The organism is Enterobacter sp. kpr-6 (assembly GCF_900116015.1).
In the GTDB taxonomy this organism is placed as follows: Bacteria; Pseudomonadota; Gammaproteobacteria; order Enterobacterales; family Enterobacteriaceae; genus Enterobacter_D.
The window spans coordinates 67,324-84,649 of the sequence record NZ_FOYH01000004.1; the positions used below are offsets into that span (position 1 = coordinate 67,324).

A 17,326-nucleotide genomic window follows, 5' to 3' on the forward strand; every position below is an offset into this window, starting at 1 on the left:
CCGCCAGATTAGAGAAAGGTAACGACGTATGCGCATTCATATATTGGGGATTTGTGGCACGTTCATGGGCGGACTGGCAATGCTGGCGCGCTCCCTGGGCCACGAGGTAACGGGTTCGGACGCCAATGTGTATCCGCCGATGAGCACGCTGCTTGAAGAGCAGGGCATTGAATTAATTCAGGGTTATGACCCCAGCCAGCTGGATGACGAGCCGGATCTGGTGATTATCGGTAACGCCATGACGCGCGGGAATCCGTGTGTTGAAGCGGTGCTGGAAAAGAACATTCCGTATATGTCCGGCCCGCAGTGGCTGCACGATTTTGTCCTGTGTGACCGCTGGGTGCTGGCCGTCGCCGGGACGCACGGCAAAACCACCACCGCCGGCATGGTGACCTGGATCCTCGAAGCCTGCGGCTACAAACCGGGCTTTGTGATCGGCGGCGTGCCGGGCAACTTTGACGTGTCAGCCCGCCTGGGTGAAAGCCCGTTCTTCGTGATTGAAGCGGACGAATATGACTGCGCCTTCTTTGATAAACGCTCCAAGTTCGTGCATTACTGTCCGCGCACGCTGATCCTCAACAACCTTGAGTTCGATCACGCGGACATCTTCGACGATCTGAAAGCGATTCAGAAGCAATTCCACCACCTGGTGCGCATCGTACCGGGGCAGGGGAAAATCATCTGGCCGGAAAGCGACATCAACCTGAAACAGACCATGGCGATGGGCTGCTGGAGCGAGCAGGAGCTGGTGGGCGAACAGGGCCACTGGCAGGCGAAAAAGCTGACCACCGACGCATCCGTCTGGGAAGTATGGCTGGATGGCGAATGCACGGGCCGTGTCGAATGGGATCTGGTTGGCGAGCACAACATGCATAACGGTCTGATGGCGATTGCCGCCGCCCGTCATGTGGGTGTGACGCCTGCGGATGCAGCGAACGCGCTCGGCTCATTCGTGAATGCCCGTCGTCGCCTGGAGCTGCGCGGTGAAGCCAACGGCGTGACGGTGTACGACGATTTCGCGCACCACCCGACGGCGATCCTCGCCACCCTTGCCGCGCTGCGCGGGAAAGTGGGCGGTACGGCGCGTATTCTGGCGGTGCTGGAGCCGCGCTCGAACACCATGAAAATGGGCGTCTGCAAAGACGATCTCGCTCCATCACTGGGCCGCGCGGATGAAGTCTTCCTGCTGCAACCGCAGCACATTCCATGGCAGGTAGCGGAAGTGGCTGAAGCCTGCATTCAGCCCGCCCACTGGCATGCTGACGTGGACACGCTGGCAGAGATGATCGTGAAAACCGCCCAGCCGGGGGATCATATTCTGGTGATGAGCAACGGTGGTTTTGGTGGGATACATCAGAAACTGCTGGATGGGCTGGCGAAGAAAGCCGCTGCGGCGGCAGAGCCGGTTTAGGTTTTTACCCTCACCCTAACCCTCTCCCTAAGGGAGAGGGAACGGATCGAGTACAGGCCTGCCTTTCCCCCTCTCCCATGGGGAGAGGGCCGGGGTGAGGGGGAAGAACCCGCTTACTCTTCCCCTTCAGACAGCTCACGCAAATACTGGAAAATCAAACGCGCGGACTTCGGCGCTTTATTCCCTTCTTTCTCTTTTTGCGCATTGCGGATCAGCGAGCGTAACTGCTGGCGGTCGGCGTGTGGCCACAGGTTCAGCACTTCCGGCACCGCGTCATCACCCTGTTCGATCAACCGATCGCGGATCTGTTCCAGCTTGTGGAAAAACGCGACCTGCTGGTTGTGGCGGTTTTTCAGCTTATCCAGCGCCTGCCGGATCGGATCGACCTCGCGCTGACGCAGCAATTTGCCGATCAACTGCAACTGGCGGCGGCGGCCTTCTTTCTTAATGCGCTGCGCCAGTTCAATGGCCGCGCGTAAATCATCATCCAGTGGGATCTTGTCGAGGGCGTTTTTACCCAGATCCACCAGTTCAGCGCCGAGGCGTTTTAATTCTTCCGCATCGCGCTTAATTTCACTTTTACTGACCCAGATGATCTCATCATCTTCATCGTCAATATCATCACCGGGCACGTCGTCGAGCCAGTCATCGGGCTGCTTGGTCATCTCAGGCTCCTTAAAAAAGAGGCTAATACTAACACCCTGGGAGCACACTGAGAATGGGTTCTCTGTTAGACTTCTTTGAAACTCCCTCTACATTATGGCATTAGCGATGAAAGTAATCACACAAGTTGCGCAGCAACGCAAAGCACTGGAAGAGGCCGTATCGACTGCACTGGAACTCGCCGCTGGCAAGTCTGACGGTGCAGAAGTGGCGGTATCGAAGACGACCGGTATTAGCGTCAGCACGCGCTACGGTGAGGCGGAGAACGTTGAATTCAACAGCGATGGTGCGCTTGGCATCACCGTTTATCATCAAAATCGCAAAGGCAGCGCCTCGTCTACCGACTTAAGCCCGGAGGCCATTGCGCGCACCGTGCAGGCGGCGCTGGACATCGCCCGCTACACCTCGCCGGATCCGTTTGCTGGCGTCGCCGATAAAGATCTGCTGGCTTTTGAAGCCCCGGATCTGGATCTGTTCCACCCGGCGGAAGTGACCCCCGACGAAGCGATTGAACTGGCTGCCCGTGCCGAGCAGGCGTCGCTGAACGTCGATAAGCGCATTACCAATACCGAAGGCGGCAGCTTTAACAGCCACTACGGGATTAAAGTTTTTGGCAACAGCCACGGCATGCTGCAAAGCTACTGCTCAACGCGCCACTCCCTCTCCAGTTGCGTTATCGCGGAAGAGAACGGCGATATGGAACGTGATTACGCCTACACCATCAGCCGTCGTTTAAGCGACCTGCAATCCCCGGAATGGGTGGGCGCTGAGTGCGCACGACGCACGCTGTCGCGTCTCTCTCCGCGCAAACTCTCCACCATGAAAGCACCGGTGATTTTTGCAAATGAAGTGGCGACCGGGCTGTTCGGACACCTGGTCGGCGCGATTGCGGGTGGTGCGGTGTATCGCAAATCCACCTTCCTGCTGGATCATCTCGGCAAGCAGATCCTGCCGGAATGGTTAACGATCGAAGAGCATCCGCATTTATTAGGCGGACTGGCGTCCACGCCGTTTGACAGCGAAGGCGTGCGCACGGAGCGCCGCGATATCATCAAAGATGGCATCCTGACTCAGTGGCTGCTGACCAACTATTCCGCGCGTAAGCTGGGGCTGAAAAGCACCGGTCACGCGGGCGGCATTCACAACTGGCGCATCAACGGACGCGGCCTCGGCTTTGAGCAGATGCTTAAAGAGATGGGCACAGGTCTGGTGGTAACAGAGTTGATGGGGCAGGGCGTGAGCGGCATCACCGGTGATTACTCGCGCGGTGCGGCCGGATTCTGGGTCGAAAACGGTGAAATTCAGTACCCGGTGAGTGAAATTACCATCGCCGGTAACCTGAAAGATATGTGGCGTAATATGGTCACCATTGGTGACGATATCGAAACGCGCAGCAATATTCAGTGTGGTTCAGTGCTGCTGCCGGAGATGAAAATCGCTGGCCAGTAATTATCAATAACAACAAAAAGGAAATGAGCAATGCGTAAAAAACTGCTGGCGATACTGGCTGTATCATCCCTCTTTGTAGGCCAGGCGGCATTTGCCGATCTGGAAGATGATATGGACACGCTTAATGAAAACCTGAAAGTAGTGCAAAAAACCGATAACGCGGCGGAAATGAAAGACGCGTTAGCGAAAATGCGCACTGCTGCGCTGGATGCGCAAAAAGAAACGCCGCCGAAGCTGGAAGACAAACCGGCAGACAGCCCGGAAATGAAAGATTTTCGCCACGGTTTTGACATTCTGGTTGGGCAGATTGATGGCGCAATGAAGCTGGCTAACGAAGGCAAAGTGAAAGAAGCGCAGGCCGCGGCGGAAGAGTTTAAAACCACGCGTAATACCTACCACAAGAAGTACCGCTAATTTTTCCCCCTCACCCCGGCCCTCTCCCTCAGGGAGAGGGTGAAAGGCGGGCCGGTGCTCGCCCTTCGCCGGGGGAGAGGGTGAAAGGTAAGTCGGTGCTCGATCCGTCCCCTCTCCCTGAGGGAGAGGGTTAGCGCAGGTGATGCACCACCTGATTACTACTCCCGCGCCAGATCAGCATCGGATCTTTCAGGTCCTGCACAAATTTACCGTCGATCAGCACGTTGATCAGATCCACCACCGCCTTCTGCGCGTCATTCAATTCCTCCAGCTTGTACCCCGTCCACACCCAGATATCTTTGCCGGGGCATTCCGCGCGGATGCGCTGTACCAGCGCTAATATCTCAGGCACGTTTTGTGGGTGCAGCGGATCACCGCCAGAGAGGGAGATCCCCTGGCGCTTGACGCGGGTATCGTTCAAATCAGCAATGATGTTATCGGCCATTTCAGCGGTAAAAGGCTGCCCGGAATTCAGCCGCCAGGTGCTTTTGTTATAGCAGCCAGGGCACTCGTGAACGCACCCTGAGACGAACAGGGTACAGCGGGTGCCAGGGCCGTTAACGATATCGACGGGGTAATATGCGTGAAAGTTCATAGTGAATAACCTGATGCCCTCACCCCGGCCCTCTCCCCCAGGAGAGGGAGAAAACCAGCGTCGGGCTTAACAATGTGCTCGATCTGTTCCCTCTCCCTGAGGGAGAGGGTTAGGGTGAGGGGAGATCTTAACCGAGCTGCCCATTTCCCAAGTGTTTCACGCGGCGCTTCACTTCTTCCTGCTTACCGGCGTTAAACGGACGGGCATCCGGGCTGCCTAAATAACCGCATACGCGGCGGGTGACCGACACGCGCGCGGCGTCGTGATTGCCGCATTTCGGGCAGGTGAAGCCTTTGCTGGTGCATTCAAACTCACCGGTAAAGCCGCACTCGTAGCACTCGTCGATCGGCGTGTTGGTGCCGTAATAAGGCACGTGCTGATAGCTGTAATCCCACACGTCTTCCAGCGCCTTCAGGTTGTGCTGAATGTTCGGGTACTCGCCGTAGCAAATGAAGCCCCCGTTCGCCAGCGGCGGGTACGGCGCTTCGAAATCGATCTTGTCGTAAGGATTAACCTTTTTCTCGACGTCGAGGTGGAAGCTGTTGGTGTAATACCCTTTTTCCGTCACCCCCGGCACCACGCCGAATTCGGCGGTATCCAGACGGCAGAAGCGGTCGCACAGGTTTTCGCTTGGCGTGCTGTAAAGACTAAAGCCGTAGCCGGTTTCCTCTTTCCACTGATCCACCGCTTTACGCAGACGCTCAACAATGGCGAGGCCTTTTGCCCGCAGCGCAGCGCTGTCGTACATGTGGCTGTCGCCCGCCAGCGCATTGATGGTTTCGTGAATGCCGATGTAACCCAGTGAAATCGACGCGCGGCCGTTTTTAAAGATTTCAGAAACGTCGTCGTCGGCTTTCAGACGCACGCCGCACGCACCTTCCATATAAAGAATCGGCGCAACGCGCGCTTTCACCCCTTCCAGACGGGCGATACGCGTCATCAGCGCTTTACGCGCCAGCACCAGACGCTCATCCAGCAGTTGCCAGAACGCCTCTTCATTCCCTTTGGCTTCCAGCGCAATGCGCGGCAGGTTGAGGCTGATCACGCCCAGGTTGTTGCGACCATCGTGCACCTGCTCGCCGTTTTCGTTTTCCCAGACGCCAAGGAAACTGCGGCAGCCCATCGGAGTTTTGAACGAACCGGTTACCTTCACGACCTGATCGTAATTGAGGATATCCGGGTACATGCGCTTGCTCGCGCACTCCAGCGCCAGTTGTTTGATGTCGTAGTTGGCGTCGCCGGGCTTGTGGTTCAGGCCATCGCGGATCGCAAACACCAGCTTCGGGAACACCGCGGTTTTACGGTTTTTACCGAGACCAGCGATGCGGTTACGCAAAATGGACTGCTGGATCAGGCGCGATTCCCAGCTGGTGCCGAGGCCAAAACCGAAGGTTACAAACGGCGTCTGGCCGTTAGCGGTGTGCAGCGTGTTCACTTCGTATTCCAGCGACTGAAACGCGTCGTAGCACTCTTTTTCGGTGCGCGACCGGGCGTAGCCTTCCACATCCGGGATCTGCCAGCTTTCAGCGATCTCACGGTGTTTGGCGAAACTCGCCGTCACGAACGGGGCCAGCACTTCATCGATGCGGTTAATGGTGGTGCCACCGTAAATATGGCTGGCGACCTGGGCGATGATTTGCGCGGTGACGGCGGTGGCGGTGGAGATCGATTTTGGCGGTTCAATCTCCGCGTTACCCATTTTAAAGCCGTGGGTCAGCATACCTTTCAGGTCGATCAGCATGCAGTTGAACATCGGGAAGAACGGTGAATAGTCGAGATCGTGATAGTGAATATCGCCGCGCTCGTGCGCCTGCACCACATCACGCGGCAGCAGGTGCTGGCGGGCATAATGTTTGGCGACGATACCGGCCAGCAGGTCGCGCTGGGTAGGGATCACTTTGCTGTCTTTATTGGCGTTTTCATTGAGCAGGGCGGAGTTAGTTTGCTCGACCAGGCCGCGGATTTCCTGGTTCAGACGCCCGCGTTTTTCACGCTCAATGTCGCGGTCGTGGCGGTACTCAATGTACGCGCGCGCCAGTTGTTTGTACGGGCCGGACATCAACTGGTTTTCCACTGCCGTCTGGATTTCGCTGATATCGACCTTTGAATTGGGCTGCATTTGCTGACTGACTATTTCTGCGACGGTGGCGCAATAGTCTGCGTCATCGACTCCCGCTGCTTTAGCGGCACGAAGAATGGCTTCTTTGATGCGCTCTGATTTGAAAGGGACTTTACAGCCATCTCGTTTCAACACATGCGGTGTCATGATCTCTCCATTGTTAAAAAACAGGTTATCCACAGAGGCGGGGATTTATGCACGGGCCGTATTTGTTTGAGTCATCAGCCTTTCCCCTTCGCCTGGCCCTTTTTATCCACAAGGTTGCGTGAAAAATCATCTAAACGATTGTTGTAATAGTAGACGATTGATACAACATGTAGGGCCGGGCCGCGATTTTAATATCTATATATAGTGATTTGCATCAAACATGTTTGCGGTTTTATTGATGCAGGACAAAGTAAAAAGAAGACCGTAGAGAGGACGGGCGCTGCAGAGGGGATAAAATATTGTGCTTAACAAGTGCTTAAAAATGCAGCGAAAATGAGGGTTTGTGAGGTGAGGGACCCCTCACCCCGGCCCTCTCCCTAAGGGAGAGGGAGAAGGGCAAGTCCGCGCTCGGGCTGTTCCCTCTCCCTAAGGGAGAGGGTTAGGGTGAGGGTGAAAAAACTCACCCCGTCACCCACCACACCGCCTCATACGGGCGCAGCGTCATCGGAGCAGGGGCATTGGCGGCCTCGTCATAATTACTCATCAGCACGTTCCACTCGCCCTCGCAATTATCCGGCTGCCAGGCGTGGCATTCTCCGCTGAGATTCGCCAGAACCAGCAGCGTCTGGCCCTGCCAGGTGCGGCGGTAACACCACAGCGCCGGGTGATCCGGGAGCAGATCCTGATAATCACCGAAGGTCAGTACCGGCTCGCGTTTACGCAGCGCAATCAGCGTCTGATAGGTGTAAAACACCGATTTCGGATCGGCGAGTGCCGCCTGCACGTTCACCCGATCGGCGTTATCGCACAGCCCGATCCACGGCTCACTGTCGGTAAAACCGGCGTGCGGCCCTGCGTTCCATTGCATCGGCGTGCGGCCATTGTCGCGGGATTTACTGGCGAGGATCGCCAGCAAGGTGTCCGCATCCACCCCGGTGTTGCGCCCGGCGGCAAACATGTTATGGCTCTCCACGTCGCGGTAATCGGTGATGCGCGCAAAGTGCGGATTGGTCATGCCGATCTCTTCACCCTGGTAGATGTACGGCGTCCCCTGCATGCCGTGCAGCACCATTGCCAGCATTTTCGCTGAAATTTCGCGGTATTCCCCCTCATCGCCAAAACGCGACACAATGCGCGGCTGATCGTGGTTACACCAGAACAGCGCATTCCACGCGACCTTGTGCATCCCCTGCTGCCAGTGGCTGAACAGCGCTTTAAGCTGCACATAATCGGGGGCAGCGAGCGTCCATTTTCTCCCGCCGGGGTAATCCACTTTCAGGTGATGAAAGTTAAAGGTCATCGACAGTTCGCTGCCATCAAGCGCCGCGTAGCGCTGGCAGTGTTCAAGCGTGGTGGATGACATCTCGCCCACCGTCATCAGCCCGCGCGGAGTAAAGACATCGCGGCTCATTTCACGCAAAAACTCATGCGCGCGCGGCCCGTCGGTGTAAAAACGCCGCCCGTCGCCCAGTTCGTCCGTCGGGAAATCCTGATCTTTAGAAATTAAATTCACTACGTCGAGGCGCAACCCGTCCACGCCGCGGTCGGCCCAGAATTCGCAGACCTTTTTCAGTTCCGCACGTACCGCCGGGTTTTCCCAGTTCAGATCCGCCTGTTCAGGGGCGAAAAGATGCAGATAGTACTGACCGCTTTCGGCATGCCAGCGCCAGGCGCTGCCGCCAAATTTGGAAATCCAGTTGTTCGGCGGCGTCTCCGGGATGCCGTCGCGCCAGAAATAAAAGGCGCGGAAGGGACTGTTGGGATCGAGCGCTTCGCGGAACCACGGGTGCTGCGTGGAGGTGTGGTTTAACACCATATCCAGCACGAGACGCATACCGCGCGCATGGGTCTGCGCCACCAGTTCGTCAAAGTCATCCAGCGTGCCGTAGGTTGGATCGATGGCGGTGTAGTTCGCCACGTCGTAGCCGTTATCAACCTGCGGAGAGATATAAAACGGGGTGAGCCAGAGGGCATCCACGCCGAGAGTTTTCAGATAATCCAGCCGCTGCGTGACGCCGCGTAAATCGCCGGTGCCGGAGCCGGTGGTGTCCTGAAAACTCTTTGGATAGATCTGGTAGATCGTGCCGTTCTGCCACCAGTGAGGAAGGGTATTCATGGTCTGGTCCTGGTCAAAAAAAGGGGCGCAAATGCGCCCCGAAACACTCATATAATCTGTAGCGCGCCCTGGCGGAACTTACGCTGGTAAATCACCGTGGTCAGCGCCATCGGGACAATAATTGCTATCGCCATCGCCAGCGAGAAGACCTGCCAGTAGGGTGTCTGGATAGACAAAATACCCGGCAGACCGCCGACGCCAATCCCGTTTGCCATTACCCCGTACAGGCCGCATAGCAGCGCGGCCAGGCCGGAACCAATCATCGCGCACAGCATCGGGAAGCGGTATTTCAGGTTGATGCCGTACATCGCCGGTTCCGTCACGCCGAGGAAGGCGGAAATCGCGGCCGGCACGGAAATTTCGCGCTCATTATGTTTACGGCTGACGATGATAATGCCCACTACCGCCGAGGCCTGCGCGATATTAGAGAGCGCAATCAGCGGCCACACCGGGGTGCCGCCAAGGCTCTGGATCATCTGCATGTCGATGGCGAGCGTGGTCTGGTGAACGCCGGTGATCACCAGCGGCGCATACAGGAAGCCAAACAGCGCCGCGCCAATCGGGGCGAAACTGCCGGTCATCAGGTGGCGCACCGCGAAGGCCACGCCGTCGCCAATCATGCGGCCAAAAGGTCCGATAAACGCATGGGCGAGGAACACCGCGAGGATCAGCGAGCACACTGGCACCACCACTAAATAGAGGTAATCCGGCACCAGGCGTTTTAAACGGATTTCAATAAAGCCGAGCGCCAGGCCCGCCAGCAGTGCCGGGATCACCTGCGCCTGATAGCCCACTTTCGCCACGCTGAACAGGCCAAAGTCCCAGACTTCCGGTGCCTGCGAACCCAGTAAGTAAGCGTTCATTAACTGCGGCGACACCAGCGTCACGCCGAGCACGATGCCGAGGATCGGCGTGCCGCCCATTTTGCGCACCGCCGACCAGCAAATGCCCACCGGCAGGTAGAAGAAGATCGCCTCGCCAATCAGCCACAGGAAGTCGTAGACCGTTTTCAGCGCCGGGAACATCTGCGCCAGCGTCTGGCCGTTGCTCATCGGCACATCGCCGACCACGTTGCGGAAGCCTAAGATCAAACCGCCGCTGATAAGCGCGGGCAGCAGCGGGAAGAAGATCTCCGCGAAGTGGGAGATCAACTGCTCGTGCCATTTCATATTTTTTCGGGCGGCGCGTTTCGCCTGCTCTTTATCCGCGCTCGCCTGCCCGATGGTGGTGATAAGCACCTGGTAGTAATCGCCCACGTTGGTACCGATCACCACCTGGAACTGCCCGGCATTGGTAAAGCAGCCTTTGACCATCGGCAGTTCTTCAATGGCTTTCGGATCGGCAACCGCCGGATCGTTTAGCACAAACCGCAGTCGGGTAATGCAGTGACTGACGGTGGCAATATTTTCCCGTCCGCCGACCAGAACGATCAGCCGATCAATATCAGTTTGTTGCACTTTGCTCATGGTAGAACCTCATTAAGAGGGGGAATGGGTAGGGAAGCAATGACCTGGCCGCAAGCGTATCCGCGAATCGAAACAGAAGGAACGGGAACGTTCCCGAAATCAGGTGAGGATCACACTATATCGGCGAAACGGGTGAGGTCAGGCGAGGTGAGAGGGGACGATGATCGTACGCGGATCGGCGCGACCGGTGATCTGATCGATAAGCTGCATTGCGGCCATTTGCCCCGCCTGGGCATAACCGGGATCGACGGTAATCGTCTCCGGGTGCAGGAATTTCATCAGCGGCGTATTGCCGACGCTGGCCAGTTGCAGGGAGGTGATGCGTTGCTCCTGGAGATACTTACTTGCGCCGAGCGCCAGCGTATCGGTGGCGCATACCAGCGCGGTGGTCTCATCGGTCAGCACCTGCGACACAAACTCGTAGCCCTGCTTCATTGCAAGGCCGGGGAGGGCGACGAGGGGCGTAAGCTGATGCTCTTTGCAGAAGGCGAGATAGGCCGCATGACGGCGCTGGCCGGTGGTCGCGTCGCTTACGGGGACGCCGAGAAAACTGATGTGGCGATGGCCCTGATCGAACAGTTTTTGCATCAGCAGATGGATTGCCCCTTCGTCGTCGTAACACACCGAGGCAAAGCCTTTTGCATCACGCGCCAGCAGCACCAGCGACGATTGCCAGGGCGCGAGCAGCGCTTCGGTGAGGCCGGTAAACCCGAACAGCACCACGCCGTCAATATTGCGCCGGCTGAGCATCCCTAAATGCTCCTCCACCAACGCCGGGGAAAACTGGCTTTCCATCATGATGGGATCGTAGCCCTGGGCATAAAACGCAGGGAGCATGGTTTGTACCGCAAGGTTTTCCGACAGCGAATCAAGACGGGTGACAATAATGGCGACCACTTTATCACTCTGCCCGCGCATGGCGCGTGCGGAGCGCGAAGGAGAAAAACCGTGCTGCTGCATCACTGCTTCCACCCGCTCACGGGTTTGCTCGCTCACGCCGCTTTCATTATTCAGCACGCGGGAAACGGTGGATTTCCCCACCCCGCTCAGTCGCGCGATGTCTTTGATTGTCAATCGGTTTTGCATGCGTCCTTTCCCCTTCTGGCCTATTCGCCGCTCAATGCTACTGAATCCCGTCACAATGAGCAAAGCCTGCTTTCCTTTACATGCGTAATTGCAGCCTGTGGATTATTAACGAAAGCCGTAATTAATAATAAATAGGCTGATAATGATATTCACACTATAGAAAAATATATTTTCCAGAGCAGATTTTGTTTTATTTTTATTGAAACCTGAAATAGCGAAACCGATCACGTTTTAACGTGCAGCTTAATGAATTTTTTTTCAGGAAACAGAGGTTCATTGCAAAAATGAAACGATGTGCTGAAATTTTTAACGGCGCATGATTTTTTGTGAACGGCATCCGCGAAATATTTTCATTGTCAGACTATTCTTTGAACGTTCGTCGTATATCTCATCGATTTCTGTCTTTACCTCTGTCGTGGGGCGTCCCCACCCTGCGTGTTTTTTATATATGGAAATGATAAATCACTGGAGAATGTAAAATGAAACTGACGAAAAGCCTGCTGTCGCTCTGTATCGGTATTTCCGTATTAATCACCAGTCAATCTACGCTTGCCCAAACCTTCCGTGCCGCTGATGTTCACCCGGCGGATTACCCCAACGTTGTTGCGGTTAAACATATGGGTGAGAAACTGAGTGCCGCGACGGATGGGCGTCTGGATATTAAAACATTCCCCGGTGGTGTATTGGGCGATGAAAAACAGATGATTGAGCAAGCCCAGCTCGGTGCGATTGATATTATCCGCGTCTCGATGACCCCTGTGGCCGCCATATTGCCGGAAATTAACGTCTTCACTCTGCCGTATATTTTCCGCGATGAAGATCACCTGCATAAAGTGCTGGACGGCATGATTGGCAAAGAGATAGGCGATCGTCTTACGGCGAATCCTAAGTCCCGTCTGGTGTTTCTCGGCTGGATGGATGCGGGAACCCGTAACCTGATCACCAAACAACCGGTCAATAAAATAGACGATTTAAAGGGGATGAAAATCCGCGTTCAGGGTAGCCCTGTTGCCCTCGACACCTTAAAAGCGATGGGCGCGAACTCCATCGTTATGGGCGTGAGTGAAGTGTTCAGCGGTATGCAAACCGGCGTCATTGACGGCACGGAAAATAACCCGCCAACCTTTGTGGCGCATAACTATTTGCCGGTCGTTAAAAACTATACCTGGAGTAAACACTTTATTATCCCGGAGCTGTTTTTATTCTCTAAAGCCAAATGGGATAAATTAGAAAAAGCCGATCAGGATTTGATTCTGAAGCTGGCAAAAGAGGCGCAGGCCGAACAGCGTACATTGTGGGAAGCCTATAACACCAAATCGCTGGAAGCCATGAAAACAGGCGGCGTTCAATTCCACGATGTTGATACCAAACCTTTCTTTGAAGCCACGCAGTCCGTCCGCGATAAATATGGCAAAGGCCATGAAGATTTAATTAAACGTATTCAGGACGTGAAATAAGCCTTTACGCAGGCAGAATTATTCTGCCTGCGTTAACCCTGTTAGCTTTGTGAGGTATTGCGATGGGTGAACTTTATTCATCATGTATGGATATGCTTTACCGTATTTCTATGTGGGTGGCCGGAATAGCGCTGCTGGTCATGGTCGCCGTTATTCCCGTTGGGATCTTCGCCCGTTATGTCATGAACAGCGCCCTCTCCTGGCCTGAACCGGTCGCCATTATCTGCATGGTGACCTTTACCTTTGTTGGCGCAGCGGTGAGCTACCGCGCAGGCTCGCATATTGCGGTCAACATGGTCATAGACCGCTTAGGCGAATCTGCCCGCCGCTTCTGTTTTATCGTCGCTGATTTAATGCTGATGGCGATCAGCCTGTTTATTCTCTGGTACGGCACCTCGCTGTGCATGGATTTATGGGATCAGCCTGTCGCAGAATTCCCGCTGGTTACCGCCGGAGAAAACTATCTGCCGCTGCCCATCGGTTCGGCAATCACCATTCTGTTTATTATTGAGAAGATATTCCGTGGTTCCCAATATCAGCGTCCGGTTGTGATGCTGGGATCGACCAGTTAATCCCCGGCCCGTTTCAGAAAGGAAAGCAGATGGACGCATTTATTCTTGTCTTTACGCTCGGCATTATGTTGGCGATTGGGGTGCCGGTTGCGTATGCCGTTGGCATTAGCGCGATTATTGGGGCGTGGTATATCGAGATCCCGCTGGAAGCGGTCATGATCCAGTTAACCAACGGGGTGAACAAATTTTCGCTGCTGGCGATCCCGTTCTTTATTCTCGCCGGGGCGATCATGGCGGAAGGCGGAATTGCACGCAGGCTGGTAAATTTTGCCTATATTTTTGTCGGCTTTATTCGCGGCGGTTTATCGCTGGTGAATATCGTGGCCTCAACCTTTTTCGGTGCCATTTCCGGATCGTCAGTGGCGGATACGGCGTCTATCGGCTCGGTGATGATCCCGGAGATGGATAAGAAAGGCTATCCGCGCGACTTCGCCGCCGCAGTCACGGCGAGCGGATCGGTGCAGGCAATTCTTACGCCGCCCAGTCATAACTCGGTGATCTACTCGCTGGCGACCGGCGGCACGGTGTCCATTGCGGCGCTGTTTATCGCCGGGATCCTGCCGGGCCTGCTGCTGAGCTTAACCCTGATGGTGATGTGTATCTGTTTCGCCCACAAGCGCGGCTACCCGAAAGGCGAGCGCATCCCGTTTCGCCAGGCGCTGAAGATTTTTGTCGATACGCTCTGGGGCCTGATGACCGTAGTGATCATTATGGGCGGCATTCTTTCGGGGATTTTCACCGCCACGGAATCGGCGGCGATCGCCTGCCTGTGGGCATTCTTCGTCACCATGTTTATCTACCGTGATTACAAATGGTCGGAACTGCCGAAGCTGATGTACCGCACGGTGAAAACCGTCACCATCGTGATGATCCTGATCGGCTTTGCGGCGGCGTTTGGCGCGGTGATGACCTACATGCAGTTGCCGATGCGCATCACCGAGGCCTTCACCCACATTTCGGATAACAAATACGTCATCCTGATGTGCATTAACATCATGCTGCTGTTGCTCGGTACGCTGATGGACATGGCCCCGCTGATCCTGATCCTGACGCCAGTGCTGCTGCCAGTGACCAATGCGCTGGGCATCGATCCGGTGCACTTCGGCATGATCATGCTGGTCAACCTGGGGATCGGCCTGATTACGCCGCCGGTGGGATCGGTGCTGTTTGTGGCCAGTGCGGTGAGTAAGCAGAAAATAGAGCAGGTGGTGAAAGCGATGCTGCCGTTCTATGCGGTGCTGTTCCTGGTGCTGCTGCTGATAACCTACATCCCGGCGATCTCGCTGTTCCTGCCAAAACTGTTTGGAGTGATGTAACGGGCGTTTATACCGGATGGCTGGCTGACGGGCGATGTGCTTTTGTCGGCCAGCCATCCGGCAAGATTATTCCTCAAAGATTTCACTCATCTCTTCGGCAAGCATGAGCATTTCACCCTCGTAATATTTGAATTTTATCTGACCAAAACCTGCGGCATGCCAGGTCTCTATCGTTTTGCCTTCTTCCTTTACCCTCAAATGGCAGACGTTTTTAAACACTCTTTCTTTGCCATCAATGTCTAACGGCAAATCTTCAAAGCCGACAAAGGTGTAGTGGCTGTATCCGTCGAAATCAATCTCTGTGCGCTCACCGGTGCTGGCGGTGATTTGCGTACCTTTCCCGCTAAGTTTAAAAGATTGTCCAGGCGCGACCTGTTCCGGGTGAGTCGGGGCGGTAGTCCAGTCAACGGTAACGTCAGGCGTATTGCGATCGCTCATGCTCCAGTTGACTGAACGCAGCAGTTTTCTGCCGCTTATGTCATAGATAAGCGTATTGCGTATGTTTCCATTAACCGTATCCATTTGAATGGCGGGCTTTCCATTAACGTCGATTTTGGCCGTAGAGACGACAGAGTCGCCCATCTGATAAGAAATATCGGCTTTGAGGGGGAAGCAATCGGAAAAGGAGGGGGCAGCGAAAACCGGGGCGGTCAGCGCGAGCGGCAAAAAAGAGGCCAGAATAGCCAGGCGGCGAGGTGTCATAGATTTCCCTTACTGTAGATACGTCCTGTATTGGTGTAAGAGGGGATTATAAAGGGCTACCGACCATCATCCCCTTGATGAAATCTGATTTTCCACGCAGGAGCGTGTCGGGAAAGTGGCGTTATGATCCCGGTAAATCTTGATTTAGCAGGGTCATTCGGGTCCTTTTTGCTTATAAAAATTCCCGATGTCAATGGCTAAGGTTTTACTACTCGCATGTAAATGAATTCTTAAAAATCTCCTTTTTTGCATTGACGAATTTCTTTAAGAAAAAACGTTAATACAATGGCTTATTTTCAAAAAGCGAAAGGAGATATCATGTCTAAATATATAGAAGGTGTAGAAGATCCTGCTTATACCATGGACGAAGGAAGTGGTGCATGGTGTAGCGCAGAACATTTTTCAGATGAGCTTTATCATTATAAATATTATCTGGAGAAAATCCTCAGTGGAAATATTTTTCTGCGATACCGCTATCCTTACGCTCTTGAACACTTACAACATTATTTTTCAGATACAGGAGCTGATATTAATTTAAATTTATTAGATGTAATGAAAAAGTCACGTCAATTAAAACAAAACTGTGATAGGGAAATAGATGAGGCTATTGTATTTTGTAAAAGCTTATCTCATGGCAGGCACAATATTACCTCGTCAGTTGTCAGTTTCGGGTATTTTATCTCAGATGATAGTGATTTGTTTTATGCTATTGGTGGGTATCAGTACTGGGGAAAAGGAGAGGTCATTATAAATGATGATGGGAAATCCCATAGTGCTTATAGTTACACCACAAATCATAAAAGCCTTCTGCGTTATTATAAATTGAGATTTAAATTTGTATTCTTTGATAGATATAATTGGAATGTTAATCAACCTGATGCAGGCGTTCGTTTTGGCGGCCTTCCCATTTCAGACAGGTTTATGGGGAGTTTTCATCAGCAATGTCTTGCAAGAGAATATAATATTCATGGTGTATTAGAGATAGAAAAAGAATGGCATGATTATGGTTTCTAATTTTTTCACGAAAAGAATAGTGAATATAATGATTACGTTAATGCTTTTTTTTACCTGTTACTTAATATTAGCTGGTCGTTCTCTTATAGATGAAAGTAATCATCTTTTGGCAGTGACATGGTGTAAAAAAGACAAAAACGGCGTCTTATATGATGAGTCTATTTCTCGTTTTGGAATATACGTTATTATGGAAAAAACGGCTGATGAGTATTCAGTCAGGATTAGAGCAATGGATTATCCCATAGGCAATATTTTCCAGCCATACAGATATGCCTATTCTTCGGTGATAGCCAGAGTGCCAGATGTAGCGGCTGCTCGTAAGAAATGGAGTAATATCACCTGCTTGCCAGATAATAGTGCCAGAGTAGGTGAAAGTGGATATGTTTATAAATGGAGTGATAGTTGAATGAGCAATTTCATAAGGGAAAATAAAGTTAAAACGTTGCTGTTAATTGTGTCTTTAGCTACCTCCATTTTTATATATGATTCGGCGAGCAGATATTATGGTTTGACGGCATATCAGATCAATAATGATTTATATGTTACCCTTGAAATTGAAAGTTCGGAAAATTTTTTCAAAGAAAAAGATCGAAAAAATCTGTCGCTTTATATCTATCGGGATAAATGGCGCTGGATATCAGGAATAGCCTGTTTTTATAAAAACATAGATATAGCCCCACCGGGGAGCATGGCGTTATATGACTGGAAAATATTATCCATGGAAGCAGGTATTGTCACGCTGACGAATAATGAGAAAGAAATTGCAGTTTCCATTGAGCAATGTTTTTAATCCGCCTTC

At 53.4% G+C, this 17,326-nt stretch carries 16 protein-coding genes; 9 read left to right on the top strand and 7 right to left on the bottom strand.

Going from position 1 to position 17,326, the window contains the following annotated elements; genetic code table 11:
* Positions 1-28: 28 nt before the first annotated feature.
* Positions 29-1,411, top strand: a complete 1,383-nt coding sequence (mpl, locus tag BM373_RS11995; protein ID WP_090461700.1) for a UDP-N-acetylmuramate:L-alanyl-gamma-D-glutamyl-meso-diaminopimelate ligase — start codon at positions 29-31, stop codon at positions 1,409-1,411.
* 113 nt (positions 1,412-1,524) lie between these two features.
* On the opposite strand, the gene yjgA is transcribed toward mpl, so the two are convergent.
* Complete coding sequence (yjgA, locus tag BM373_RS12000) at positions 1,525-2,076, bottom strand: ribosome biogenesis factor YjgA (protein ID WP_090461702.1); 552 nt, start codon at positions 2,074-2,076, stop codon at positions 1,525-1,527.
* Between the two features lie 94 nt (positions 2,077-2,170).
* On the opposite strand from yjgA, the gene pmbA reads away from it, so the two are divergent.
* Both pmbA and cybC read left to right on the top strand, forming a co-directional pair.
* Positions 2,171-3,523, top strand: a complete 1,353-nt coding sequence (gene pmbA, locus BM373_RS12005; protein ID WP_090461703.1) for a metalloprotease PmbA — start codon at positions 2,171-2,173, stop codon at positions 3,521-3,523.
* 30 nt (positions 3,524-3,553) lie between these two features.
* The gene (gene cybC / locus BM373_RS12010) at positions 3,554-3,937 is read left to right on the top strand and encodes a cytochrome b562 (protein WP_090461705.1); all 384 of its coding nucleotides are present in this window, start codon (positions 3,554-3,556) and stop codon (positions 3,935-3,937) included.
* A gap of 130 nt (positions 3,938-4,067) precedes the next feature.
* On the opposite strand, the gene nrdG is transcribed toward cybC, so the two are convergent.
* The 5 genes from nrdG to treR all read right to left on the bottom strand — a co-directional run bounded on the left by nrdG (position 4,068) and on the right by treR (position 11,466).
* A complete protein-coding gene (nrdG, locus tag BM373_RS12015) occupies positions 4,068-4,532 on the bottom strand; it encodes an anaerobic ribonucleoside-triphosphate reductase-activating protein (RefSeq protein WP_090461707.1) in 465 nt (154 codons plus the stop codon).
* Positions 4,533-4,659: 127 nt separating this feature from the next.
* Positions 4,660-6,798, bottom strand: a complete 2,139-nt coding sequence (gene nrdD, locus BM373_RS12020; RefSeq protein WP_090461709.1) for an anaerobic ribonucleoside-triphosphate reductase — start codon at positions 6,796-6,798, stop codon at positions 4,660-4,662.
* 460 nt (positions 6,799-7,258) lie between these two features.
* Positions 7,259-8,914: an alpha,alpha-phosphotrehalase gene (treC, locus tag BM373_RS12025; protein ID WP_090461711.1), complete on the bottom strand. Its 1,656-nt coding sequence runs from the start codon at positions 8,912-8,914 to the stop codon at positions 7,259-7,261.
* 47 nt (positions 8,915-8,961) lie between these two features.
* Positions 8,962-10,380 carry a PTS trehalose transporter subunit IIBC gene (gene treB / locus BM373_RS12030; RefSeq protein ID WP_090461713.1) on the bottom strand — a complete coding sequence of 473 codons (1,419 nt, stop codon included), beginning with the start codon at positions 10,378-10,380 and terminating at the stop codon, positions 8,962-8,964.
* A 138-nt stretch (positions 10,381-10,518) separates the two neighbouring features.
* Positions 10,519-11,466: a trehalose operon repressor TreR gene (treR, locus tag BM373_RS12035; RefSeq protein ID WP_090461715.1), complete on the bottom strand. Its 948-nt coding sequence runs from the start codon at positions 11,464-11,466 to the stop codon at positions 10,519-10,521.
* A gap of 479 nt (positions 11,467-11,945) precedes the next feature.
* Here treR and BM373_RS12040 point away from each other — a divergent pair, with 479 nt between their 5' ends.
* The 3 genes from BM373_RS12040 (at position 11,946) to BM373_RS12050 (ending at position 14,811) form a co-directional block, all read left to right on the top strand.
* Entirely contained in the window at positions 11,946-12,923 is a 978-nt protein-coding gene (locus tag BM373_RS12040) for a TRAP transporter substrate-binding protein (RefSeq protein WP_090461717.1), read from the top strand.
* 62 nt (positions 12,924-12,985) lie between these two features.
* On the top strand, positions 12,986-13,495 hold the full coding sequence (locus tag BM373_RS12045; protein ID WP_090461719.1) for a TRAP transporter small permease: 510 nt from the start codon (positions 12,986-12,988) through the stop codon (positions 13,493-13,495).
* A gap of 29 nt (positions 13,496-13,524) precedes the next feature.
* Entirely contained in the window at positions 13,525-14,811 is a 1,287-nt protein-coding gene (locus BM373_RS12050) for a TRAP transporter large permease (protein ID WP_090461721.1), read from the top strand.
* A 66-nt stretch (positions 14,812-14,877) separates the two neighbouring features.
* Here BM373_RS12050 and BM373_RS12055 read toward each other — a convergent pair whose 3' ends face one another.
* Positions 14,878-15,513: a hypothetical protein gene (locus BM373_RS12055; protein ID WP_090461723.1), complete on the bottom strand. Its 636-nt coding sequence runs from the start codon at positions 15,511-15,513 to the stop codon at positions 14,878-14,880.
* Positions 15,514-15,831: 318 nt separating this feature from the next.
* Between BM373_RS12055 and BM373_RS12060 the strand changes: the two genes are divergently transcribed.
* From BM373_RS12060 to BM373_RS12070, 3 genes are read left to right on the top strand one after another with little or no spacing between them, the layout of a single operon-like run.
* On the top strand, positions 15,832-16,527 hold the full coding sequence (locus BM373_RS12060; protein ID WP_256214636.1) for a hypothetical protein: 696 nt from the start codon (positions 15,832-15,834) through the stop codon (positions 16,525-16,527).
* 28 nt (positions 16,528-16,555) lie between these two features.
* Positions 16,556-16,933: a hypothetical protein gene (locus BM373_RS12065; protein WP_143102655.1), complete on the top strand. Its 378-nt coding sequence runs from the start codon at positions 16,556-16,558 to the stop codon at positions 16,931-16,933.
* A complete protein-coding gene (locus BM373_RS12070) occupies positions 16,934-17,317 on the top strand; it encodes a hypothetical protein (protein ID WP_090461729.1) in 384 nt (127 codons plus the stop codon).
* Positions 17,318-17,326: the final 9 nt, after the last annotated feature.